The 21,451-nt window shown below is 73.0% G+C and carries 25 protein-coding genes; 11 read left to right on the top strand and 14 right to left on the bottom strand.

Translation table 11 applies throughout. The features are described 5' to 3' along the window. Positions 1-57: 57 nt before the first annotated feature. Together BMX65_RS10735 and BMX65_RS10730 are read left to right on the top strand one after the other, a co-directional pair. Positions 58-1,053, top strand: coding sequence for a beta-ketoacyl-ACP synthase III (locus BMX65_RS10735; protein WP_074999978.1), 996 nt, complete (start codon positions 58-60; stop codon positions 1,051-1,053). A gap of 35 nt (positions 1,054-1,088) precedes the next feature. Beyond that, positions 1,089-1,496: an NUDIX hydrolase gene (locus tag BMX65_RS10730; protein WP_074999977.1), complete on the top strand. Its 408-nt coding sequence runs from the start codon at positions 1,089-1,091 to the stop codon at positions 1,494-1,496. A gap of 1 nt (position 1,497) precedes the next feature. Here BMX65_RS10730 and BMX65_RS10725 read toward each other — a convergent pair whose 3' ends face one another. The 7 genes from BMX65_RS10725 to BMX65_RS10695 all read right to left on the bottom strand — a co-directional run bounded on the left by BMX65_RS10725 (position 1,498) and on the right by BMX65_RS10695 (position 8,312). Further along, on the bottom strand, positions 1,498-2,463 hold the full coding sequence (locus tag BMX65_RS10725; protein WP_074999976.1) for a carbohydrate kinase family protein: 966 nt from the start codon (positions 2,461-2,463) through the stop codon (positions 1,498-1,500). 60 nt (positions 2,464-2,523) lie between these two features. Then, the gene (gene murJ / locus BMX65_RS10720) at positions 2,524-4,203 is read right to left on the bottom strand and encodes a murein biosynthesis integral membrane protein MurJ (RefSeq protein WP_074999975.1); all 1,680 of its coding nucleotides are present in this window, start codon (positions 4,201-4,203) and stop codon (positions 2,524-2,526) included. Between the two features lie 167 nt (positions 4,204-4,370). Next, positions 4,371-5,492, bottom strand: coding sequence for a metallophosphoesterase (locus BMX65_RS10715; protein WP_074999974.1), 1,122 nt, complete (start codon positions 5,490-5,492; stop codon positions 4,371-4,373). Positions 5,493-5,563: 71 nt separating this feature from the next. Then, positions 5,564-6,997: an MFS transporter gene (locus BMX65_RS10710; protein ID WP_074999973.1), complete on the bottom strand. Its 1,434-nt coding sequence runs from the start codon at positions 6,995-6,997 to the stop codon at positions 5,564-5,566. Beyond that, complete coding sequence (locus BMX65_RS10705) at positions 6,994-7,596, bottom strand: TetR/AcrR family transcriptional regulator (protein WP_074999972.1); 603 nt, start codon at positions 7,594-7,596, stop codon at positions 6,994-6,996. The genes BMX65_RS10710 and BMX65_RS10705 overlap by 4 nt, the downstream gene beginning before the upstream one ends. A 33-nt stretch (positions 7,597-7,629) precedes the next feature. After that, a complete protein-coding gene (locus BMX65_RS10700; RefSeq protein ID WP_239501954.1) occupies positions 7,630-8,073 on the bottom strand; it encodes an ATP-binding protein in 444 nt (147 codons plus the stop codon). Further along, positions 8,070-8,312, bottom strand: a complete 243-nt coding sequence (locus tag BMX65_RS10695; RefSeq protein ID WP_177214236.1) for a hypothetical protein — start codon at positions 8,310-8,312, stop codon at positions 8,070-8,072. Before BMX65_RS10695 ends, BMX65_RS10700 begins: the two co-directional genes overlap by 4 nt. 181 nt (positions 8,313-8,493) lie before the next feature. Here BMX65_RS10695 and BMX65_RS10690 point away from each other — a divergent pair, with 181 nt between their 5' ends. Both BMX65_RS10690 and BMX65_RS10685 read left to right on the top strand, forming a co-directional pair. Continuing rightward, positions 8,494-9,345 carry a helix-turn-helix domain-containing protein gene (locus BMX65_RS10690; protein WP_074999971.1) on the top strand — a complete coding sequence of 284 codons (852 nt, stop codon included), beginning with the start codon at positions 8,494-8,496 and terminating at the stop codon, positions 9,343-9,345. Then, positions 9,326-9,562, top strand: coding sequence for a DUF397 domain-containing protein (locus tag BMX65_RS10685; protein WP_074999970.1), 237 nt, complete (start codon positions 9,326-9,328; stop codon positions 9,560-9,562). The genes BMX65_RS10690 and BMX65_RS10685 overlap by 20 nt, the downstream gene beginning before the upstream one ends. A gap of 269 nt (positions 9,563-9,831) precedes the next feature. Here BMX65_RS10685 and BMX65_RS10680 read toward each other — a convergent pair whose 3' ends face one another. Together BMX65_RS10680 and BMX65_RS10675 are read right to left on the bottom strand one after the other, a co-directional pair. Beyond that, on the bottom strand, positions 9,832-10,212 hold the full coding sequence (locus BMX65_RS10680; RefSeq protein WP_019357378.1) for a hypothetical protein: 381 nt from the start codon (positions 10,210-10,212) through the stop codon (positions 9,832-9,834). 168 nt (positions 10,213-10,380) lie between these two features. After that, the gene (locus BMX65_RS10675) at positions 10,381-11,121 is read right to left on the bottom strand and encodes an NIPSNAP family protein (RefSeq protein ID WP_074999969.1); all 741 of its coding nucleotides are present in this window, start codon (positions 11,119-11,121) and stop codon (positions 10,381-10,383) included. Positions 11,122-11,247: 126 nt separating this feature from the next. Here BMX65_RS10675 and BMX65_RS10670 point away from each other — a divergent pair, with 126 nt between their 5' ends. Continuing rightward, entirely contained in the window at positions 11,248-12,225 is a 978-nt protein-coding gene (locus BMX65_RS10670; RefSeq protein WP_074999968.1) for a helix-turn-helix transcriptional regulator, read from the top strand. A 79-nt stretch (positions 12,226-12,304) separates the two neighbouring features. Here BMX65_RS10670 and BMX65_RS10665 read toward each other — a convergent pair whose 3' ends face one another. Then, the gene (locus BMX65_RS10665) at positions 12,305-12,526 is read right to left on the bottom strand and encodes a hypothetical protein (RefSeq protein WP_074999967.1); all 222 of its coding nucleotides are present in this window, start codon (positions 12,524-12,526) and stop codon (positions 12,305-12,307) included. 372 nt (positions 12,527-12,898) lie between these two features. On the opposite strand from BMX65_RS10665, the gene BMX65_RS10660 reads away from it, so the two are divergent. The 3 genes from BMX65_RS10660 to BMX65_RS10650 all read left to right on the top strand — a co-directional run bounded on the left by BMX65_RS10660 (position 12,899) and on the right by BMX65_RS10650 (position 15,626). Further along, positions 12,899-13,420, top strand: a complete 522-nt coding sequence (locus BMX65_RS10660) for a pyridoxamine 5'-phosphate oxidase family protein (protein WP_074999966.1) — start codon at positions 12,899-12,901, stop codon at positions 13,418-13,420. A 5-nt stretch (positions 13,421-13,425) separates the two neighbouring features. After that, positions 13,426-14,514, top strand: coding sequence for a serine hydrolase domain-containing protein (locus tag BMX65_RS10655; protein WP_074999965.1), 1,089 nt, complete (start codon positions 13,426-13,428; stop codon positions 14,512-14,514). Between the two features lie 566 nt (positions 14,515-15,080). Next, a complete protein-coding gene (locus tag BMX65_RS10650; protein ID WP_074999964.1) occupies positions 15,081-15,626 on the top strand; it encodes a GNAT family N-acetyltransferase in 546 nt (181 codons plus the stop codon). Positions 15,627-15,764: 138 nt separating this feature from the next. Here BMX65_RS10650 and BMX65_RS10645 read toward each other — a convergent pair whose 3' ends face one another. The 4 genes from BMX65_RS10645 to BMX65_RS10630 all read right to left on the bottom strand — a co-directional run bounded on the left by BMX65_RS10645 (position 15,765) and on the right by BMX65_RS10630 (position 19,415). Then, positions 15,765-16,265 carry an SRPBCC family protein gene (locus BMX65_RS10645; RefSeq protein ID WP_074999963.1) on the bottom strand — a complete coding sequence of 167 codons (501 nt, stop codon included), beginning with the start codon at positions 16,263-16,265 and terminating at the stop codon, positions 15,765-15,767. A gap of 473 nt (positions 16,266-16,738) precedes the next feature. Continuing rightward, positions 16,739-17,353, bottom strand: a complete 615-nt coding sequence (locus BMX65_RS10640; RefSeq protein WP_074999962.1) for a dihydrofolate reductase family protein — start codon at positions 17,351-17,353, stop codon at positions 16,739-16,741. A gap of 89 nt (positions 17,354-17,442) precedes the next feature. Further along, entirely contained in the window at positions 17,443-17,901 is a 459-nt protein-coding gene (locus BMX65_RS10635) for a TIGR03618 family F420-dependent PPOX class oxidoreductase (RefSeq protein WP_074999961.1), read from the bottom strand. 38 nt (positions 17,902-17,939) lie between these two features. Further along, a complete protein-coding gene (locus tag BMX65_RS10630; protein WP_074999960.1) occupies positions 17,940-19,415 on the bottom strand; it encodes an MFS transporter in 1,476 nt (491 codons plus the stop codon). Between the two features lie 110 nt (positions 19,416-19,525). Between BMX65_RS10630 and BMX65_RS10625 the strand changes: the two genes are divergently transcribed. The 3 genes from BMX65_RS10625 (at position 19,526) to BMX65_RS10615 (ending at position 21,450) form a co-directional block, all read left to right on the top strand. Beyond that, positions 19,526-20,011: a MarR family winged helix-turn-helix transcriptional regulator gene (locus BMX65_RS10625; RefSeq protein ID WP_074999959.1), complete on the top strand. Its 486-nt coding sequence runs from the start codon at positions 19,526-19,528 to the stop codon at positions 20,009-20,011. A gap of 200 nt (positions 20,012-20,211) precedes the next feature. After that, a complete protein-coding gene (locus BMX65_RS10620; RefSeq protein WP_177214235.1) occupies positions 20,212-20,514 on the top strand; it encodes an acylphosphatase in 303 nt (100 codons plus the stop codon). A 114-nt stretch (positions 20,515-20,628) separates the two neighbouring features. Then, positions 20,629-21,450, top strand: coding sequence for a Mut7-C RNAse domain-containing protein (locus tag BMX65_RS10615; protein ID WP_074999958.1), 822 nt, complete (start codon positions 20,629-20,631; stop codon positions 21,448-21,450). Position 21,451: the final 1 nt, after the last annotated feature.

The raw sequence follows: 21,451 nt of genomic DNA, 5'->3' as shown, positions 1-21,451 counted from the left end.
GCGCAGCCGCCGAGGTGCGCTCCGGCTCCCCTCCGCCGCAACGAGGAGAACAGCACCGTGCCGGGAACCCGCATCGCCGCGATGGGCCACCACCAGCCCGACCGCGTCCTGACCAACGACGACCTGGCGGACCTGGTCGACACCAGCGACGCCTGGATCCGGCGGCGCACCGGGATCGCCACCCGGCGCATCGCGGCCGAGGACGAGACGGTCGCCGACCTGGCCGCCCCGGCCGCGGGCAAGGCGCTGGCCGCCGCCGGACTCGCCCCCGAGGACATCGGCCTGGTGGTCCTGGCCACCTGCTCGGCGCGGGACCGCTGCCCCAGCAACGCGGCCCAGGTCGCCCGCGCCCTGGGGATCCCCTCCGCGGTCGCCTACGACCTCAACAACGGCTGCGCGGGCTTCTGCACCGCGCTCGCCTCCGCGAGCCACTCGGTGCGCGCGGGCGCCGCCCGGCACGCGCTGGTGATCGGTGCGGAGAAGATGTCCGACGTCACCGACTGGACGGACCGCAGCACCTGCGTACTGCTGGGGGACGGCGCGGGCGCGGCGGTCGTCAGCGCCGTCCCGGACGACCACACGGACGACCACACGGACGCCGACGCGGCAGCGGAGGCCGGCCTGGAGGGCATCGGGCCCGTCGAATGGGGCTCGGACCCGACGCGGGGCGAGATGGTGCGGCTGCTGGACGACTGGCAGCCGCACTTCGCCCAGGAGGGGCAGGCGGTCTTCCGCTGGGTGACCACCGAACTCCCCGCCGTGGCCCGCCGCGCCTGCGAACGGGCCGGGCTGACGCCCGGCGACCTGGCGGGGGTGGTCACCCACCAGGCCAACCTGCGGCTGATCGAGGCCCTGCTGGACCGGCTCGGCCTGCCCGAGGACACGGTGGTCGCCCAGGACGTGGTCGAGTCCGGCAACACCTCCGCCGCCTCCGTACCGATGGCGCTGGCCAAACTGGTGGAGCGGCGGGAGATCGCGCCGGGCGCGCCCGTGCTGCTGCTCGGCTTCGGCGGCGGGCTGTCCTGGGCGGGCCAGGTGGTGCGCTGCCCGTGACGGCGTCTCCGGCGGCGACTGGCAGGATCGGCCCCATGCATACCGGAGCCGTCGGGGAGACCGCCGCCGAACTCGTCGTCGCGGCGGCGGCCGTCGTCGAGCGGGGGCGGCTGCTCGTGGTGAGCAAGCACGCCGCGCCCGACCTGTTCTATCTGCCCGGCGGCAAGCCGGAGCCCGGCGAGAGCCTGCGCGCCGCGCTGGAGCGCGAACTGCGCGAGGAACTGGGCGTCGCGCCGTCGTCCGCCACCCCGCTCACCGAGGTACGGGCGACGGCGGCGCTGGAGGGCGTGCCGATGCGGCTGGTGGTCTTCCGGGCCGACCTGGTCGGACGACCCGTGCCGGCCGCCGAGATCGCCGCGCTTCGCTGGACCGGCGCGGCGGTCTCCCCGGAGCTCAATCTGGCCCCGGCCGTCCGGAACCACGTCCTCCCGCTGGTGCTGTGACTCAGTCCGCCGCCAGGTCGGCCGCCCAGGGCGGGTTGGCGCCGCGCACCGAGACGACCGCGGCGGCCACCCGGACGCCGAACTCCAGCGCCTCGGTGACCTGCTGCCCGGTGAGGCCGTCCAGTCTGCCGCCGAGCGCCCCGGCGGTCCGCAGGGCGTGCAGGAAGCCCGCCATGAACGAGTCACCCGCACCGACCGTGTCCACGACCGGCGTGGGCGGGGTCGGGACCCGGACGCGCATCCCGTCCAGCGAGGCCAGCACGCCCTCGGCGCCGAGGGTGACCACGACCAGCGGCACGCCGTCCGCGTGGAAGGCGTCGGCCCCCTCCTCCGGAGTGGCGCCGGGCCGCAGGTGGGCCAGGTCGTCGTCGGACAGCCGCAGGATGTCGGCCGCCGCGCACCAGCGGGGCAGCGCCGCACGGTAGTCGGCGGGCTCGACGAGCAGCGGCCGGACGTTGGGATCGACGGAGACGGTGGCCCGCTCGCGGATGTCCGCCAGCAGCCGTTCGACGGCCGCCGCGCCGGGCTGCCGGACCAGCGCGAGTGAGCCGGTGTGCAGACAGGCGACGGGATCGGCGGTGGCGGCGGTGAGTTCGGCGTCGGTCCACTGCCAGTCGGCTGTCCGCTGCGCGTGGAAGGAGTAGTCGGCGCTGCCGTCCTCGGCCAGATCCGCCACGGCCAGGGTGCTGGGTTCGGACGCCGCACGGACCGCGTGGCCCAGGTCGACGCCGGACTCCGCAAGCCGGGAGGCGAACAGCCGTCCGAAGACGTCGTGCGAGAGCCGCCCCAGGAACCGGGTCGGGGTGCCCAACCGGGCCAGCGCCACGGCCGTGTTGGCGGGCCCGCCGCCGGGGAAGACGTCCAGCGCGAGCGGCGCCGGGGCGGCGCCCCCGGAGCTGCGCGGCTCGGTCACGAACGCGTCGGCGACGCACTCGCCCAGCACGGCGAGGGGAAGTTCTGCGGTCATCTCGGCCCTTCCGGTCCCACAACTCGGCGCCTCTCCGGCCCTGTCGGCACCACCGTACGGTCACCGGGTCCGGCGGGAGCGGCCCGGCAGGGTCCGCAGCTCCGGCACCCCCAGCAGCCGCCCCAGCACGGCGTAGCCGACGGCCAGCGCGAGGACGCCGGCCGCCAGCGACAGCGCCGCGGGCAGCGTGCCCCCGCCGAGGGTGCGCCGCACCGCGTCCGCCGCCGCCCAGCCGAGCCCCGCGGCCACGGCCGACGCGAGGGCCACCTTTCCGTACGCCCGCGCCAGTCCTCTCGAGGCGTCGAGCGGGCCGGACAGTCTGCGGCGCAGCAGCCGGAGCGTGAGCAGCAGTCCGGCGGCGTAGGCCAGTGCGTACCCGGCGGCCATGCCGGTCACCGCCCAGCGGGGCGGCAGCAGCAGATGGCAGCCGGTGGCCAGGGCGATGTTCACGGCCGCGATGAACGCCGCCGTCCAGAAGGGGGTGCGGGTGTCCTCGAAGGCGTAGAAGCCGCGCAGCAGCAGATACTGCGCGGAGAAGGGGATCAGGCCGAGTCCGAACGCCTGGAGCATCTGCCCCAGGGGCCGGGCCGATTCGGCGTCCGCGGCGCCGTGTGCGAACAGCAGCGCGGCGATCTGCGGGCCGAGGGCGAGGAAGAGGAAGGCGGTGGGGACGATGGCGGCGCCGGTGAGCCGGAGCCCGCGGGCCAGATCGGCGCGCAGGTCCGCGTGCCGCCCCTCGGCCACCGCGCGGCTCATCCGGGGCAGCAGCGCTGTCACCAGCGAGACGGTCACGATGGACTGCGGCAGCATCCAGATCGTCTGCGCGTAGGTGTAGGCGGAGTATCCGGCGCCCGCGTCGGGAAGCGCCTGGTCGGCGGCGTTGGCGTAGTTGGTGACGACGGTGAGCGCGACCTGGTTGGCCAGCACGAACAGCAGTGTCCACTTGGCGGCGTGCGCGCTGCGGCCCAGCCCGGTGCCGCGCCAGTCGAAGCGCGGCCGGAAGCGGAATCCGGCGGCGCGCACGAACGGGACCAACGCGAGGGCCTGCAGGGCGATCCCCCCGGTGGTGCCCAGGCCCAGCAGCCGCACCTGGGTGCCGGTGATGTCCGCGACCCGGTCGGGGACCGTCATCATGCCCAGGTAGACGCCGAACATGGCGATGAGGACGACGTTGTTCAGGATCGGGGTCCACATCATCGCGCCGAACTTCTCGCGCGCGTTGAGGACCTGGCCGAGGATCGCGAACAGCCCGTAGAAGAAGATCTGCGGCAGCAGGAAGCGGGCGAACACGACGGTCAGCTCGAACGCCTCGTGCTGTGCGGGGGTGTCCCGCATGTAGAGGCCCACGATCTGCGGCGCCGCCCACACGGCGAGTGCCGTGCCGAGTGCGAGCACGGTGACCACGAGGGTCACCAGGCGCTGCTCGTACGCCCTGCCGCCGTCGGCGTGCGTGGCGCGCGCCCGCACGAGTTGCGGCACGAGTACGGCGTTGAGGGCCCCGCCGATCAGCAGGGTGTAGAGGCTGGTGGGCACGGTGTTGGCCGTGTTGTACGTGCTGGCCAACAGTCCGGTGCCGAGCGCCGCTGCCTGCAGCACCTGCCGGATGAGTCCGGTGGCCCGCGAGACGACGGTGCCCGCCGCCATCAGCAGCGACGAGCGGGCGAGCCCCGTCCGGCCGGGGGCTGTCGGGGACTCGGGCGCTGTCCGCGCAGCGGCCACCGGCCGCGTTCCGTCTGCCATCCGGACAATCTAAGGGCAGTTGATCACCGTCCGTGAATCGCCCTGGAGGGCACCGGGCTTCCCCACCCAAGTCTCCGCGGGCGAGCGGGTGGCGCAGCTGGTGCGATGACCTTCCCGGCCGACCCCCGCCGTGTCGCCGGTCAGCCGGCCGGCCGCCGTGTCCCCGCTCAGCCGACCGCGCCCGCGCGGCCGCCGGTCCCGGCGGGCAGCCGGTCGGTGCGGGTGTGCCGGTAGGCGTGGACGGGCTCGCCCGTGCCCGGTTCGAGGGTGTAGGCGTCCACCACGACCTGCTGCGCGTTGATGGTCAGCAGCATGAAGCCGAGGGTGTCGTACGCCTCCCAGAACGCCTTGTTGCTCGGCTCGTCCGCCCTGCCCTTGGTCTTGGCCGCGGCGCCGCAGACGATCTGCTGGGTGCCCTGGTACCGCGCCGCCGTGTCCAGGATCTGCAGAGTGTGGTCGTGCCCGCCGAGCAGGAACTCCGCCTTCCCGGCCACGACGTCCTCGTACAGCTCCTTGACGTGTTTGCCGCTGAGGTAGTCGCCGCAGGAGATGCCCTCGTACTCCCCGGCGTTGCGGTGCGTGCCGTTGTTGCGCAGCGGGTGGTGCGCGAAGACGAACTTCCAGCGGGCCCGGGAGGCGGCCAGCGACTGCTTCAGCCAGGCGCGCTGTTCGCGCGCGAAGGGACCGTTCCAGTAGTACTCGGGGTCGGTCTGCAGCACGTAGGAGGCCAGCGGGGTGGTGTCGATCGCGAAGAACTCCGCCACCGGCTCGTCGGCACCGCCGGGCACGGCGACCGAGTAGTAGCGGCCGGGCATGTACCAGCGGGCCGAGTGCGCGTGGTAGGCGACCTCGTGGTCGCCGCGCGAGGGCCAGCCGCCGCTGCCGGGGATGATGCCGCTGGTGTCGTGGTTGCCGAGCACCATCAGCCAGGGCACGTCGATGCCGGCGTTGGGCCGTTCGAACTTGGACTGGAACTCGTCGTCCGTGTCGCTCTCGGGGCCGTTCTCGTAGATGTTGTCGCCGAGTCCGATCGCCAGGTCCACCCCGCGGCGTGCGCACACTGTGCGGGCGGCGTCGGCGACCTGCCACTGGCCGTCCCCGCCGGTGCCCGCGTCGCCGGTGAGCAGCACGGTCAGCTCGGCCTTGTCGGGTATCGGCAGCTTGTCGACCCCGGCGGCGAGCGCCTGCGGCACCGACACGCCGCCCAGTACGGCAGCCGCGCCCACCCCGCCGGCTCCCGCGAGCACCCTCCGCCTGCTGACGCCGGTGCCGGTCCCCTGAGTTCGCATGCGTCTCTCCTCGTGTGTGTCTGGCACAGACACCACCCCCTACGGGTGAAGGTGACATGTACACGGCGCAGCTAAGAGTGGGCGCGGTGAGAAACACTGTCAACTCGTCGGTAACCACGAATTCCCCGGTCGGGGCCGAGCCGGACGGCCAACAGCAGACCGGTGGCCGCCAGGAGCGCCAGCACGGTCAGCGTCGGACCCATCGCCGCCAGGAACCCGGCACCGCCCCCGGCCCCCCGCGCGGGCGTCCAGAGGGCCAGCAGCGTCGTCGCCAGCGCCACTCCCGCCGTCGGCCCCACGTTCATCGCCGTCTGCTTCACCCCGCCCGCCACCCCGGCCTGTTCGGCCGGAGCCCGCCCCACGACCACGGACGTGGCCGTCACCAGCACCGCGGCGAACCCCGCGCCCAGCGCGAAGAACGCGACGCCGACCGCACCGGCCCCGGCGTCCGCACCCAGCCGGGACAGCAGCCACACCCCGGCCGCCAGCGACGCGGCGCCCGCCCCCGCCGTGCGGCGCGGACCGCACCGCCGCAGCAGCACGGCGCACAGCGGCGCGCCGAGCACCATCGTGGCGGCGAGCGGCAGCGTGCGCAGTCCGCAGACGAAGGGGTCGAGACCGAGGACGTCCTGGAGGAAGAAGGTTCCCACGAACAGCGTCCCGAACAGCGCGGCAGAGGAGACCACCAGCAGCGCCAGCGCGGGAGCGATCCCGGGCGCACGCAGCAGTCCGGCGGGCACCAGGGGGTGGGTTGCACGGCGTTCGTGCCGGATGAAGGCGACCGCTGCGGCCGCGCCACCGACGGCCAGGCACGCGTCCACCGCCGTCCAGCCGTCCTGGGTGGTGACGACCAGCGTGTGCACCAGGCCCAGCAGCGCGCCGCCCAGCAGGCAGGCGCCCGGAAGGTCGAGGGCTTCGCGCGGAGCCGGTTCGGGCCGGTCCCGGCGGCCGGCCAGCAGCACCAGCGGGCCCACCGCCGCCGCGGGGACGTTGAGCAGGAACACCGCACGCCAGCCCGGTCCCGCGACGAGCAGCCCGCCGAGCACCGGCCCGCACGCGGCCGCCAGCCCGATCGCGCTGGTGCGGACCGCGATCGGCGTCGCGAGGCGTTCCGGCGGGAACGCGGCGCGCAGCATGCCGAGCGTGGCGGGTTGCAGCAGTGCGCCGAAGACACCCTGGACGACCCGCAGCGCGACGACCCAGCCGATGCTTCCGCACAGCCCGATCCCCGCCGAGGCGGCCCCGAAGCCGAGCATCCCCAGCGCGAACAGGCGCTGATGCCCGTACCGGTCGCCGAGCCGCCCGGCGAAGACCAGCAGACTCGCGACGGCGATCAGATATCCGGTGCTCGTCCACTGCACCTGCGCGAACGTGGCGCCCAGCTCCTGCTGCAGCCGGGGCTGGGCGACGGTGAGGACCGTGCCGTCCAGCGCCACCACGGCCGCCCCCGTGACGCTGCCGAAGAAGGTCAGCGCCCGCACCCGGCGGTCCGACTGCGCGCTCACCCGCCCACCGGGCCGAGGTGGGCGTCCAGGGTCGCGTCCAGCACCTCGTCCTGCCCGGCCGCGGTGGCGAGCGGGAGGCTGCGCCAGGCGCTCAGTTGGGCGATCCCGTGCAGGTTCGCCCACAGCGCGCCGGCCCGGGCCCGCGGGTCGGCCACCGGGCCGTCCCCGCCCTCCCGGCCCGCACGCGCGACGAGGTCCACCAGCACCTCGAAGAGCGGCAGGCTGACCTCCCGCAGCCCCAGCTCACCGCTCTCCAGCAGGTCGTGCCGGAACATCAGCTCGTACATGCCCCGGTGGTCCCGGGCGAAGGCCAGATAGCTGCGGGCCAGCGCGGCGAGCTGGGCACGCGGAGTCTCCTGCGGCCGGTCGGCCAGCACCTCCCCCGCCTCGGCCGCCAGTTGGCCGAACCCCTCCCGGGCGATGGCCGACAGCAGCGCGAGATGCGTCGGGAAGTACCGGCGGGGCGCCCCGTGGGAGACCCCCGCATGCCGGGCGATCTCCCGGAGCGATACCCCCCGGGCTCCCTCCGCCGCGACCAGTTCGACCCCTGCGCGGACCAGCCGCCCGCGCAGCCCGGCGTCCGTGTTCGGTTCATCCATAGACAGTGTCTACCAGGCATTGGTAGACACTGTCTACTCTCCCCGTCGGTCCTCGTTCTCGCAGGCCAGCTCACACCAGACCGTCTTCGCGTAGGCGCCCTGCTCCACGCCCCAGCGCAGCGCGAGCGAGTCGACCAGCGCGACCCCTCTGCCGGACTCGGCCTCCGGCGCGGCGGCCAGCAGCAGCGGGAGCGGCCGCGGGTCCGGGTCGGTCACCGCGAGCCGCACCCGCTCACCGCCGCACCATGTGATCCGCACGGTCACCGGAACCCCCTCCCCCACGTGCACGACCACGTTCGTGAGCAGTTCACTGACGCAGAGCGCCACCGCGTCCGCCGCTCTGCGGGCACCCCACTGCGCACAGTGCCCGGCCACCTGGTGCCGTACCGCGCCGACGTCCGCGGCCCGCGCCAGCAGCGCGAGCGAGAGCGCGGGACGCTGCGGCGCCTCGGCGATCCGCCACGTCCGGGTCCTCACCCTCCCGCCTGCCTCTCCCCCGCCGCGGCACGCAGCACCGCCGCGAGAGCACGGGCGGTCTCGACGTTGCAGTTGCCGAGCGAGACGAGCGGGCGGGGCTGCCGTCCGGCATACGTCACGGGATCGACGCCGAGGGACGGCAGCGTGAGCCCGTGCGCGCGCAGCGCCGCGCCCAGTTCCGCAATGCATGCCTCACCTTCGTCGCCGTTTTTCGATCGCCCGTACGCACACTCGTTCATGTGTCGCACCTTCCTTGAGCAGTGTGTGACTGACACCCCACACAATAGCCGGAGGGCGGGTAACGTTGCGGCCGATCGGGCTTCCGCAAGCGAACTGCCCATCAGCTACGACCAATTGCGGACCCCCCGGGAATGGCTCCCCAGCGAGCGAAAACAGCCAGCACTCTCTCGGCGGTGAACCGTGCCAGGACCCAAGGACATCGACGGCTCGGCGGGCGTGCCCACCTTCTACGGCAAGGAGCTCCGCTGGAAGCGCGAGCAGGCCGGACTGACCCAGCCCCAACTGGTGGAGGGCAGCTTCTACGGCCACAGCCACCTGAGCGAGATCGAACGCGGCGAGCGGCGCATGCCGCCGGACCTCGCCGCGCACGTGGACAAGGTCCTGAAGACCGACGGCTTCTTCAGCCGCCGCTGCGAGGATGTGCGGAACGCCCGGCGCAGGGGGCACGCCCCATACTTCGAGCGGGTGTTGGAAACCGAAGGCAGTGCTCTCTCCATCGATCAGTGGAGCCCTACTCTCGTCCCGGGCTTGCTGCAGACCGAGGCATACATGCGGGCGGTCATTCGCTCCACGCACCCTCAGGATCTACCGGAAGAGGTGGACGAGAAGGTGCGAGCCCGGCAAGCCAGGGCCGAGCTCTTTGAGAACCCTAAGACACCGGAGTACTGGGTGATCATGCACGAAGTCGTGCTGTCTGAGCCACTGCTGGAGCCGGAAGCGATGGCCCTGCAACTCGACCACGTTTGCGGATTGGCAAAGCGACGACGCATCGTTCCACAGGTCCTGCAGTGGAATGCCGCGACTCGAGCACTGATGACCGTCACTCTGACATCGTTGGAGTTCGCTGATGCACCGCCACTCGTCTACGCCGAGGGGCCATACCATGGTCACGCCATGGAAGATCCCGGATCAGTGAGGCAGTACCAGAAGGCATACGATCGCTTGAGGGCCGCAGCACTTCCGCCAGACGCGTCCCTGGCACTGATCGAAGCAGCTGCAGAGGACTATCGAAGTGGCAGACGACCGGTATGACTTGAACGCAGCTTGGCGGAAGAGTAGCTACAGCAACGGCGATGGGGGCGAGTGCGTCGAGGTCGCCGTTCCGGCGCACGGTGGGGTCGTCACGGTGCGGGACACCAAGGCAGGGCCAGGAGGCCAGGCACTGACGCTTCCCGCGCCGCAGTGGGGGCACTTCGTCGCGGCGGTCCGCAGTGGGGGCTTCGATCGCTGTTCAACGGCTGCCTCTTGAGCATCCGCACGAGGGCCGTCGCTCCGAATTGACCCCGGCTCCGCGTCGGTCGGCCACGTGGAGGACCTGAAGGGCATCGAGCCGTTCTCCGACTGACCGTGGCAGTTCGCCGGGCCGGTGGCGCTGGTACGACGCCGCGATGACGAGGTCCAGCGCCGCCGTCCACGGGCGACCGCTTCCGGTGGGCCGGGGGTTGCTGGGGGCGAGGGACTGGCGCACGCACCGCTGCCGGCCGTCTCGCCGGTCCACCCGGCCCCGCCGGTCCGGCCTCAGCAGGTGATGCGGCGCTCCGCGCTCTCGTAGATGCCGAGGTTGGAGTCGACGGCCACGACCGTCTTGTAGGTGTAGGTGCCGGAGCCCGTGCAGGTCCACCACGCGATCGGCGAGCCGCTGTAGAGCGGGGTCCAGTCCACCTCCTGCCAGCCGTACCAGCGGTGGCGCTGGAGAGAGATCGTGGCGTCTTCGCAGCTGCTGCGGGCCTTGCTGGCCCCGCCGATGACCTCGCTGATGCCCTTGTAGGGCGCCTTGATGTGGTAGCAGCTCCGGTCCCAGTCCGAGGCGGCGGCCGGCGTGGTCGGCATCAGCAGGGTGGCTGCGAAGGCGAGGGCGACAGCGGCGGACGCCTTTCCGGCGAGCCCGAGAGATCTCATGGCAGAAGCTCCTGTCTGCGGTGTGGAGGGTACGCGACGGAGGAACCTTTTCATCGGGAGCGAGATGAGATCAATACTCACACCATCACCTGATGCACCATCAATCACACGTGACACACGCTCATTTCACTACCGCCGGCGGGGCGACCGCCCGAGCGGTGAGCGGCGTCAGACGAGGAGCGAGCGGCCGGTGGGCGCCAGCCGGAGGGTCCGGGGGGCCGTCGTCTGCAGGCGGGCGAGGCCCGGCAGGACGGCGTCCCGCACATGGGTGCGGGCGGTTGCCTCGGCCAGATGCCGTCGGTGCGCGTTCTCGTCGGGGTACGAGAAGAGGAGCACCGCGACGTTCTCTCCGGTGCGGACCGGCAGTCCGGGGAACGTGTTGCGCGCCTCCTCGGTGACCAGGAAGGCGAGCGGCGCGGGCCCCGTCTCCGTGAGGGCCGGGAGGAGACCGTCGCGGATCGACGCGATGCCGTCGCGCTGCCCCGGCGGGAAGGACCACACGGTCGCGGAGACGAACCGGTCCGGTGCGGGGGCTCCGACCGGGGGCCGCACGGCGGGAGAGTCGGCGGCGGCGCGCGGGCCCGGCACCGGGCGCAGGAGGAGGACGTCGTCGGAGTCGACCATGGTGTCGTTCGCCCGGGGGCCGTGCCGGGCCCAGACGGGGCCGCCGTAGAAGTCCGTGAGGCCGCGACGGCGCGACGCCATGTCGGGGAATCCGCGCAACCAGACGAACCGGTCCGGGTCGTCGAGGTCGCGGAACTGGCCGAGCACCCGCATCCCCACCTCCTCCTGGGACTCGACGAACTCCCGCTCGAAGAGGTCGACGAGTTCGTCCCGGCGGCCGGGGCGCAGCGTGTACTGGCGAAGCTCGATCACGGCGGGCAGGCCGGGAAGGTCGTTCGGGGACACGGCGGGTCTCCTGTTCGACGGGGTCGGCGGGTGGCGAGTGCGACGCGTACGGCCCGCCGGGACGCGGGTCGACGGTAGGAGAGCCGTGTGACAGGGACTGTCAGGGTTTCCGAGGAGAATGCCGTCATGACTGCCAGTCGTCTGCTGTCGGTGCTTCTGCTCCTCCAGTCCCGCGGCCGCATGTCGGCGCAGGGGATCGCCGAGGAGCTGGAGGTGTCCGTGCGCACCGCCTACCGCGATCTGACACGTCTGCAGGCCGCCGGGATTCCGGTCTACGCGGAACCGGGCCGCGGTGGCGGGTACCAACTGCTGGAGGGCTACCGCACCCGGCTGACCGGGATGAGCGAGGGCGAGGCGCGCGCCCTGTTCTTCGCCGGGCTTCCCGGCCCCGCCGCCGAGCTGGGGCTGGCGGAGGAGGTGACGGCGGCCCGGCTGAAACTGCTGGCGGCACTGCCGACGGGGGCACGCGCGGAGGCGGCGCGGACCGCCGCGGTCTTCCATCTGGACGCTCCCGGCTGGTACCGGGAGCCGGAACCGGCGCCGCATCTGCCCCTCCTGGTCGACGCGGTGCTCACCCGGCGTGCGGTGGACGTGCGCTACCGCCGCTGGCGGGCACCACAGGAGGTGGACCGCCGCCTCCACCCGTACGGGCTGGTCCTCAAGTCAGGTACCTGGTATCTGGTGGCCGCCACGGCGAAGGGGGTCGCGACGTACCGCGCGGGCCAGGTCCTGGAGGCGGCACTGAGCGACGAGTTGTTCGAGCGACCGGGCGACTTCGACCTGGGCGCGTACTGGGCCGGATACCTGGCGGATTTCACGGCACGCCGCTACACCGGCAGCGCCACCATCCGCCTGTCGCCCCGGGGACGCCGACGGCTGCCGGACAACGTCCCCCCGGAGGTGGTCCGGTCGGTCGACGCCACCGCCACCGCCGTCGGCGACGAGGGTTGGGTCGAGGCGGTCATCCCCACCGAGAGCACCGGACACGCCTGCGGTGAGCTGCTGCGGCTCGGCGTCGATGTCGAGGTCGTCGCACCGGCCGAACTGCGTCGAGCCGTGGCCGCCACCGTGGAGGTCCTCGCCCGCACCTACGCCCTCCCCTGACGCCCCCGGCTGCCGTGGGCGGGACCGTCCGCTGCCGCGGGCCGCAGCAGCGGGGGCGCGGCGGGCGCCCGCCGCGCCCTCACCCACCGGTGCGGCTGTGCTGCCCGAGCAGGCCGAGTGCCGTCAGCACGGTGACGCAGAGCGTCATCCAGCCGATGAACGCGCCCCCGCCGTACAACAACGCGCCCGCCGCCGGTGCTCCGGCCTCATGGGAAAGAACCCCGGCCACCACCGCTACCAGCAGCGACGACACGAAGGACAGAAGTACGAGAAGCACCTGGACCTGAAGTGTGAGCCTCACCAGTCGACCCCTTCATGAAGGTGGTCGACCAGTCGGCGGGCAGCCTCAGCTCGACCACCGCTTGCGGATGGCCTGCTGAGGCTCTGCGACGATCGGAGACTCATCGTGCTCATCGCCTGTCGGGGAAGAGGCACTGTCCCCCATCGGACACGTCGCCAGTGCTCGCCACCCGCGCATGAGCAGTGCTGAGCCTAGCGGCATGCGCTGTGGAGCGCCATCATCGAGGCCCGAACCGACGCCCGGACGACAGCCGCTCACGCACGTGCCGAACCCGTCCTGCCGGATGTCCCGTAACTGCAGGGCGGCTGGGTGTGTTGGTCCGGAGTGGGCGGGACTGTCGCTGCGGATCGCGAGCCCCACGGAGGGTGTGTCATGTCGGACAGTGAACCGGAGGCCGTGCTGGGGCCGTTCTCGGCTCCTGGCGCGCGGGCGACACCGTGGACGTCGGCGTTGGAGTTGCTCGGCGAGGCGGAGGTGTTCTGGCTCTCCACGGTGCGGCCGGACGGGCGACCGCATGTGACACCGCTGTTGGCGGTCTGGAGCCTGGGGGGCATGTGCTTCACCACGGGAGGTGAGGAGCGCAAGGCACGGAACCTCGACCACAATCCCCGCTGCGCGCTGACCACCGGCACGCATGCGTTGACCGGTGTGGACGTCGTGATCGAGGGTGTCGCATCCGTCGTCGAGAAGCGCGCCGCGCGTGAACAGGCGGTCGCGGACCTCGAGCGGAAGTACGGCACCCATCTGACCAGCACCGAGGGCACCTGGTACGGGCTGGGTCAGGCTGTCGTGGGCGGCGATGTCAGGCTGTACCGGGTGGCGCCTACAGTCGGATTCGCCTTCGGCAAGCTGCCGACGTCCAGCCAGACGCGCTACAACTGGCCGAGCCGGTGACGACGATGCCTACATTGCAGCCGAAGGTCCAGAGTGTCCTCGACGAACTCGTCGCCACCGGAGCCGAGACCGGCCTCCAGACTGCGGTTCACCAGCACGGTGCGCTTGTCGTCGACGCTGTCGCCGGAGCCGCCGACAGCCGGACCGGGCGCAGGGTGACCCCGCAGACCCTGTTCTTCAGCTTCTCCGCCGGCAAGGTCATGACGTCGCTGATCGCCCACCTGCTCGTCAAGACCGGTGCCGTCGGATACGACACACCGGTGGTCGAGTTGTGGCCGGAGTTCGGTGCGCACGGCAAGGCGACCGCCACTCTCCGACACGTGCTGACGCACTCGGTCGGCGTGCCGGCGATGCCTCGCGGTATCGGCCCCGCCGACCTGGCCGACTGGCCGCGGGTCTGCACCGCGCTCGCCGACGCCGCGCCGCGGTGGCGTCCCGGGACCGAGACGGGGTACCACTCGTTCACGTTCGGCTTCCTCGTCGGCGAAATCGCACGCCGGGCCACCGGGAAGCCGATGCGGCAGCTCCTGCGGGAGTGGGTCGCCGCGCCCCTGGGCCTCGACGGCGAACTGTACTTCGGTGTGCCCCGGGCCGACCTGGACCGGCTGGCACGGCTCGAAGACGACGTACCGCCCTCCGCCGCCCCACCTGACGACACTGCCGTGCTCGCATCCTGGGAGATGCAACCAGCCGCGGACCTGGGCAACAACCGGGAGTTCCTGCGGGCGGACATCCCGTCGGTGGGCACGTTCACCGCGCGGGGAGTCGCTGCCATGAATGCCGCGGTCCTCGCCGGCCGGCTCATCGACGCCCGTCAGCTCCAGGAGGTGACGGCAGTGGCCTTCGAGGGCACCGACCAGGTCTTCGGCAACCCTGCGCGGCTGGCGCTGGGTTATCCGCTCGGCCGCCTCGGCGCCGGACCGCATGAGGCACCCACCGCGTTCGGTTGGGTCGGCGGTGGTGGCAGTTACGTCTACGCCGACACCACCAGCGGCATCTCCTTCGCCATGGCCAAGACCCGGCTCACTCCGCACTTCGACAGCGCACAGCGGCTCACGGACCTGGTCGCGGCCGAACTCGGCCCGCTCGCTTGAGCAGCGGCACGAGACGGCGTCGGGTGCGGGGCGCGCGCCGTGGGACGGGGACGGGTTGCGCAGTCGGACGGCACCCGGCGCGACCTGGCCCCGCGTGCCCGGCACGGCCGGTGGAGTGACGGTCGGCGCATCCGGTTCCCGGCCGAAACGGTGGGCCGCGAAAGCACCTGAGCGCCTGACGGCTGCCGGCCTTGAGCATCTGTCACACCTATGAGCTCCAGGGGTGTGACATCTGTACATAGTCCCGAGGGTGCGGGCCGTCCTACCTTCGGTGTGCGCGAGATCTCACGCCGGGTGACCCTCGGCCTTCTCGGTCGGCCGCCCGGTCCACGGCGGACGGGGGGAGGTTCCCGTCCGCGCTGCCTGCAGTCTCATGCGTACGCCGGTACACCCCGGAGTCGAGAGGCGACGTCCGAGGGCAGCGGCGCGGACCGGGCGGCCGTGCGCCGCACACCCCCGTGCCCGGGCCCGCACAGGGTCCCCCAAGGCCCGCACGGCGGTCCGCGACCGCCCCGCCGGGACGAAATGCTCTCGCCGCCCCGCGCCGGGACCGTTAGCTTGGCGCCGTGACGACCGAGCTGCTGACCGAACGCCTGCTGCTCCGCGGATGGCAGGAGAGCGATCTTGCCCCCTGGGCTGCGATGAATGCCGATCCGCAGGTGCGGGAGCACTTCCCCGGGCTGCTCAGCCGGGCGGAGAGCGATGCGTCGGTGGCTCGCTTCCAGGCGGATCTGGAGCGGCGCGGCTGGGGCTGGTGGGCGGTCGAAGTCCGGGCGAGCGGAGAGTTCATCGGCTTCGCCGGGCTGGACCCGGTGGAGGAGGAGCTGCCGGTCGAGGGGGTGGAGGTCGGCTGGCGGCTGGCCCGCTCCGCATGGGGGTACGGCTTCGCGACGGAGGCGGGCCGCGCGGCAGTGGAGTTCGGATTCGCGTCGCTGGACCTTCCGGAGATCGTGGCGATCACTCCCGTCGGCAATGTGCGCTCCCAGGCGGTGATGCGCCGTCTGGGCATGACCCACGACCCGGCCGACGACTTCGAGGATCCCACCGTGCCGCCCGGCCCGCTGCGGCACAGTGTCGTCCACCGCCTCCGCCGCGGCGACCGTCCAGGATGACGTGCGGCGCTCGGCTGCTGCGGCGGGCCGCCGTCCCGGCCGCCGCGGGTCGCCGTCCCGGCCGTAGCGGGTCGCCGTCCCGGCCGTAGCGGGTCGCCGGAAGGACTCCGTCAGGAGGACGTCCGCAGGAGGACACCGTCAGGAGGGGGCGGAGAGCCGCCGTCCCGGCTCGGGGCCCTCCGGTGGGGTGCGCCCGGTGCCGCAGGTGTGTTCGCGTGCGGCGATGCGGGCCAGTTTGGTCAGCATCATGCCGTTGCGGACTGCGACGACGTAGTCGACGGGAAGACCGTGCATCCGTGTACCCGGACCGCGCAGCGGATGCCATTCCAGGACGACGAGGGTGTGCTCGCCCCAGGGGATCAGCTCGATGGCAATGCGGGCCGCGCCGAAGGGTTCGGCCCTGGCTTCCAGTTCCAGGCGGCGCTCGGGTTCGCAGATCCGGACGACGCAGGTGTCGTCGAGGGTCAGGGCACCGATGCCGACGCGGACCCGGAGCCGGGCACCGGCCCGGGGCCAGTGCGGGTCCGTGTCGAGGACGCGCTGGGTGCCGGTCACCCACTCCCCGTACCGGTGCCCGTCGGACAGCAGGCTCCACACCTCGGGCGGTGGACTCATGATCAGGCGGCGGTTCCGTGACACTCCGACCAGGCTCCTCAGAACTCCTCAGAACGGCTTCGCCGCAGGCGGAGCGGCTCTCCCGGTCCCGCCGTCGGTCACCTCCGGCATAGGCTCCCTCCTCGCAGGAGCAGAAGCGGTACCGATGCGCCCCACAGCGCCGTCGCACCCCGCAGTGCCGTTGCACCCCGCAGTTCCGCCGACCGGGCGGCCGGTGTCCGGGGCAGCTACCGAAGACCCTGCGCGATGCCGCCGGAACCGTCGCGTCGAACGTGGCATCCGGGTGTCGTGGGAGGTCGGGCCGCCCGCGTCGGCCACCGGCCCTGCCCGCGGCGGCAACTCAGGGTGACGCCGACGGCTCCGCCTCGTGTGCACGGTGCAACAGGTCCAGGAACGCGGGCGCTGCCGGCAGCGGTACGGAGCCGACGCGCTGCAGCGCAGTCGCGGCGCGCTCGCCGGGCTCCTGGACCCGTCCTGAGGCCCGAGGCCGGTGGCCGTCAGCGGACGTCGTAGGTCAGATGCGTCGCGGTCGAGGTCGCGGTCACGGCGCGCTGCACCAGCGTGCGTGGCGTCCCGCCGGTGAACAGCGGCGTCCCGGAACCCAGCACGACGGGTGCGAGGTGCAGTTGCAGCACATCGACCAGCCCGGCGTCGAGCGCCGAGCCGACCAGTGCGCCGCCGCCCATCAGAAATGCGTCCAGCTCCCTGCCGCTGTCCGAGGACGCCTCCTCGGCGCGAGCGCGCGCGGCGGAGACCGCGTCGGACAGGCCGGTGGTGACGAAGGTCCAGTCGAGGTCGGTGAGCCGCACCGACTCCGGCGGCGTACTCGTCACGACGAAGAACGCGGGCTTGCCGACCTCACCGGCGCCGTAGCCGGTCCGGTCGTCCCAGCCGTGGGGCCCGTCGACCACGTCGAAGAGCCGTCGGCCGAGGACGACGGCGCCCGAGCGGGCGGTCGCCTCGCGCAGCACCCGGCGGTCCTCGGGGTCGTCGGAGAACGCCCAGGTGTGCAGGGCCTCGCCACCGGTGCCCAGCCCGTTGTCGGGACCGGGATCCGGGCCGGTGACGAAGCCGTCCAGAGAGACCGAGATGTCGGCGATGATGCGTGTCATACAGGGGCAGAGCGGGTCCGGAACCGAAACTCATCGCCCGGGCCGGAAGAAATCCGCAGCCGTCCCCGGCCGCCGCGTCCCGGTGCGGGTCAGCCGGCGCCCCCGACATCGAGCGCGGTGCCGTAGAGCCGGGACACCCGGAGGCGGATGACGACACGCCGTTCCTGGACGGCTTCGGCCAGGAACCTCTCCTCGTCCTCCGGGGTGGCGAAGCCGCCGGCCATGGCGGCGAGCTCGCGGCCGACGGCGTCGCCCGGCACGGTGGTCGGCTGGGAGACCTCGGCCTCGCCCTCGGCGACCGCGAAGGTCCACACGTCGCGGCTCACGTGCAGGGCCGCGTGCGGGTCGGCGCGGAAGTGCCGGGGCTTGAGGCGGTCGCGGGTGGTGGAGATCCGCAGGACGCGTGCTGCCGTGTCCCAGCGGTACAGCACCGTGGTCAGGTGCGGGTGACCGCTGCTGCGGACGCTGGCCAGCGTGCCGAACTGCTGCTCGGAGAGGAGCCGGTCGAGCTCGGGGTCGGTGAGCGGGCGGGGGGCGGGTCCGGGCATGGCGGTTCCTTCGGGGCGATGGGACGGGAGGTCGGCTGTCAGTTCGCGGGTTGCTCCGCGGCGGCGACCGGTTCCGGGGCCGGTGCCGCGGGGGTGCCGCCTTCGGATACGGGCTTGCGCAGCGCCGCGAACGCGAGGACGAACGCCAGGACGAGCAGCCCGGCCCCGGTGGCGAAGGCCGCGTGGTAGCCCCCCGTCAGTGCGGCGGCGCGGGAGCTGCCGGCGGCGGTCAGGGTGTCGGTTCGGGCGGCCGCCAGGGTGGAGAGGGTGGCGACGCCGAGCGCCATGCCGATCTGCTGGGTGGTGTTGAACAGCCCGGAGGCCAGTCCGGCGTCGCTCTCGTCGGCGCCGCTCATGCCCAGCGAGGTGAGGGCGGGCAGAGCCAGGCCGAAGCCCGCCGCGAGCAGCATCACGGGCAGCAGGTCGGTGGCGTAGTGCGCGTGCACCGGTAGCCGGACGAGCAGTCCGAGCACGCCGATCAGCAGCGCGATCCCGGTCAGCAGCACGGCGCGTTCCCCGTACCGCGCGGTCAGCCGCGCTGAGGCGCCGAGCGAGACCGCTCCGATGACCAGGGCGGCGGGCAGCATGGCGATGCCGGTGCGGGCGGCGCCGTATTCGAGGACGTTCTGCAGGTAGAGGGCGAGCAGGAGCTGGAAGGAGAAGAGGGCCGCGACCATCAGCATCTGCACGAGGTTCGCCACGGCCACGCTGCGCGAGCGCAGCACGCGCGGCGGCATCAGCGGGGTGCGGGCCCGGACCTGGCGCCGCGCGAAGCCCGCCAGGAGGGCGGCGCCTGCGAGCGCGGGCACCAGGGTGTGCGGTGAACCCCAGCCGTGTTCGGTGGCGTTGACGACTCCGTAGATGCCCGCCATCAGCCCCGAGGTGATCAGGAGCGCGCCCCAGCCGTCGGCCCCGGCCCGCAGTCCGCTCCCGGCGTCCGCCGGGAGCGAGGGGAGGGCGAACGCGAACACGAGGGCGCCGATGGGCAGGTTGATGAAGAAGATCCAGTGCCAGGTGAGCAGGTCGGTCAGGACGCCGCCGAGGACCTGGCCGATGGAGGCGCCGGCGGCGCCGGTGAAGCTGAAGACGGCTATGGCGCCCGCTCGTTCCTTGCTCCCGGGGTAGAGCGTGACGAGGATGCCGAGCCCGACGGCGGTCGCCATGGCGCTGCCGACGCCCTGCAGGAAGCGGGCGGCCAGCAGGACGGCGGGGGTGGTGGCGAGCCCGGCCAGCAGCGAAGCGGCGGTGAAGACGCCGGTCCCGGCGAGGAACATCCGCTTGCGGCCGAGGAGGTCGCCGAGTCGGCCGGCGAGCAGCAGCAGGCTGCCGAAGGCGACGAGGTAGGCGTTGACGACCCAACTCAGCTGCGAGGCGGCGAAGTCGAGGTCACGCTGGATGGCCGGGAGCGCCACGGTGACGATGGAGCCGTCCAGGATGATCATCAGGGTCCCGGCGGCGATGACGCCGAGTGCGAGGCCGCGGGGGCCTCCGGCAGTGGTTGCGGATGCGGGCATGGTGGCCTCTCGGTTCGCACAGCGGAGGGAGCGGAACAGAGCAAGACCGTAGCAGATAGTTTCGTCGCAGACGATATTCTTGGGGACGATCCTCCCGGTAAGCTGACCTCATGACCGCCATGACGCCACCGACCCGCACCCAGCCGGACCTCTCCTACCTGCTGGACCACACCAGCCATGTGCTGCGCACCCGGATGGCGGCGGCGCTCGCGGAGATCGGACTGACCGCGCGCATGCACTGCGTACTGGTGCACGCGCTGGAGGGCGAACGCACCCAGAGCGAACTCGCCGGGATCGGCGACATGGACAAGACCACGATGGTCGTCACGGTCGACGCGCTGGAGAAGGCCGGACTCGCCGAGCGCCGCCCCTCCAGCACCGACCGCCGGGCACGGATCATCGCCGTCACCGAGAAGGGCGCCCGGACGGCCGAACGCAGCCAGCGGATCGTGGACTCGGTGCACGGGCAAGCACTCGACGCGCTGCCGGACGGCGACCGGGAGACGTTCCTGCGGCTCCTGGACCACCTGGCCGGCGGCCACCTGAGCACCCCCTCCCCCGCACCCGCCCGCCGGGCCCGGCAGCACAGCGGCTGACCCCGCGCTCGCGGGCGCGGGCGCGGGCGCGGGCGCGGGCGCGGGCTGCGGACCCGGCGCCGAGCGGTCGCAGAACGCCCGGAACGACCGCGTCCCGGTCCGGAGCACCGCGTCCGTGAGAGACGCGGGAAGCCGGGATGCCCCCGGGCGGGGTTCGCGCGACCATGGCCGGGCCACCACCCGAGGGCTGGAGTGAACCGATGGCTGTGCGATCCCGGCGGATCATCGTGACGGGGCAGGTGCAGGGCGTCTTCTTCCGGGACACCTGCCGCCGGACGGCCGCCGCACAAGGGGTACGCGGATGGGTGCGCAACCTGCCGGACGGCAGCGTCGAAGCCGTCTTCGAGGGTGCGCCGGAAGACGTCGAAACCCTGGTGGAGTGGGCCCGCGAAGGGCCACCGGCCGCGTTCGTCGACGACGTGCGGGTCACCGAGCAGGAACCGCAGGGACACACCGCCTTCCAGGTGCGCACCACCGCACCCGCACCGGAGGAGGGCCGGTGACCGCCCTGACACCGGACGAGAGCCGGTGACCGCCCTGACACCGGACGAGAGAACCGGTGACCACCCTGGCACCGGGCCAGGCCCCGTGACCGCCCCACCCCGGGACGGGACCCGGTGACCAACCGGGCGCGGCCGCCGGCCTCCGCGGCCCGGCTCCGCATCCTGGTCCCCGAGGAGTTGCGCCACTTCCTCCCCGCGCGGCGGCGCCGCCCGGCCCGCGACCCGGACGGCATGCCCTGCCCCTACGACGGTGCCGCCTCGCTGGGCCACGTGGTGCAGTCGCTCGGCGTACCGCTGACGGAAGTGTCCCGGCTGCGGGCCGACGGCGAGCCTGTTCCCGCCGCGTACCGCCCGCCGGACGGCGCCCGTATCGAACTGTCCCCCGTGCCCCGCCCGCAGCCGCTGCCGCCCACGGCACCCATGCCGCCCCGGTTCGTGCTCGACGTGCACCTGGGAGCGCTGGCCCGGCGGCTGCGGCTGCTGGGAGTGGACACCGCCTACCGCAACGACGCGGCGGACCCGGAACTGGTGGAGCAGGCCGCGGCCGAGCGCCGCATCCTGCTGACCCAGGACCGCGGTCTGCTGCTCCGACGAGCACTGTGGCTGGGCGCCTACGTGCGCGGGAGCCGCCCCGACGAGCAGCTCACCGACGTACTGGAACGCTTCGCGCCACCGCTGGCCCCCTGGACCCGCTGCCCGGCCTGCAACGGAATGCTCGTGCCCGTCCCCAAGGAGGAGATCGCCGAACAGCTCCCGCCGGGCACCCGGCGCACCTACGACACGTTCACCCGCTGCACCGCCTGCGGACACCTCTACTGGCCCGGCGCCCACCACTCCCGGCTCGCGGCCCGCGTCGCCGCCGCCCGGCGGGTGTCCGGCGACGGGTCGGCGCCGCGCGACGGGTCCGGCAACTCCCCCGGCCGCGACGCCAGATGAG

It is taken from the genome of Streptomyces qinglanensis (assembly GCF_900111245.1).
Lineage (GTDB): Bacteria > Actinomycetota > Actinomycetes > Streptomycetales > Streptomycetaceae > Streptomyces > Streptomyces qinglanensis.
The sequence above is the reverse complement of the archived record's forward strand: the minus strand, read 5'-3'. Positions and strand labels throughout refer to the sequence as shown.

What these genes read in the sequence shown, in the direction of transcription:
- BMX65_RS10730 (WP_074999977.1), top strand. Translation starts at nt 1,089, where the DNA reads ATGCATACCGGAGCCGTCGGGGAGACCGCCGCCGAACTCGTCGTCGCG.
- BMX65_RS10725 (WP_074999976.1), bottom strand. Translation starts at nt 2,463, where the DNA reads ATGACCGCAGAACTTCCCCTCGCCGTGCTGGGCGAGTGCGTCGCCGAC.
- murJ (WP_074999975.1), bottom strand. Translation starts at nt 4,203, where the DNA reads ATGGCAGACGGAACGCGGCCGGTGGCCGCTGCGCGGACAGCGCCCGAG.
- BMX65_RS10715 (WP_074999974.1), bottom strand. Translation starts at nt 5,492, where the DNA reads ATGCGAACTCAGGGGACCGGCACCGGCGTCAGCAGGCGGAGGGTGCTC.
- BMX65_RS10705 (WP_074999972.1), bottom strand. Translation starts at nt 7,596, where the DNA reads ATGGATGAACCGAACACGGACGCCGGGCTGCGCGGGCGGCTGGTCCGC.
- BMX65_RS10695 (WP_177214236.1), bottom strand. Translation starts at nt 8,312, where the DNA reads ATGAACGAGTGTGCGTACGGGCGATCGAAAAACGGCGACGAAGGTGAG.
- BMX65_RS10680 (WP_019357378.1), bottom strand. Translation starts at nt 10,212, where the DNA reads ATGAGATCTCTCGGGCTCGCCGGAAAGGCGTCCGCCGCTGTCGCCCTC.
- BMX65_RS10670 (WP_074999968.1), top strand. Translation starts at nt 11,248, where the DNA reads ATGACTGCCAGTCGTCTGCTGTCGGTGCTTCTGCTCCTCCAGTCCCGC.
- BMX65_RS10660 (WP_074999966.1), top strand. Translation starts at nt 12,899, where the DNA reads ATGTCGGACAGTGAACCGGAGGCCGTGCTGGGGCCGTTCTCGGCTCCT.
- BMX65_RS10655 (WP_074999965.1), top strand. Translation starts at nt 13,426, where the DNA reads ATGCCTACATTGCAGCCGAAGGTCCAGAGTGTCCTCGACGAACTCGTC.
- BMX65_RS10640 (WP_074999962.1), bottom strand. Translation starts at nt 17,353, where the DNA reads ATGACACGCATCATCGCCGACATCTCGGTCTCTCTGGACGGCTTCGTC.
- BMX65_RS10635 (WP_074999961.1), bottom strand. Translation starts at nt 17,901, where the DNA reads ATGCCCGGACCCGCCCCCCGCCCGCTCACCGACCCCGAGCTCGACCGG.
- BMX65_RS10630 (WP_074999960.1), bottom strand. Translation starts at nt 19,415, where the DNA reads ATGCCCGCATCCGCAACCACTGCCGGAGGCCCCCGCGGCCTCGCACTC.
- BMX65_RS10625 (WP_074999959.1), top strand. Translation starts at nt 19,526, where the DNA reads ATGACCGCCATGACGCCACCGACCCGCACCCAGCCGGACCTCTCCTAC.
- BMX65_RS10620 (WP_177214235.1), top strand. Translation starts at nt 20,212, where the DNA reads ATGGCTGTGCGATCCCGGCGGATCATCGTGACGGGGCAGGTGCAGGGC.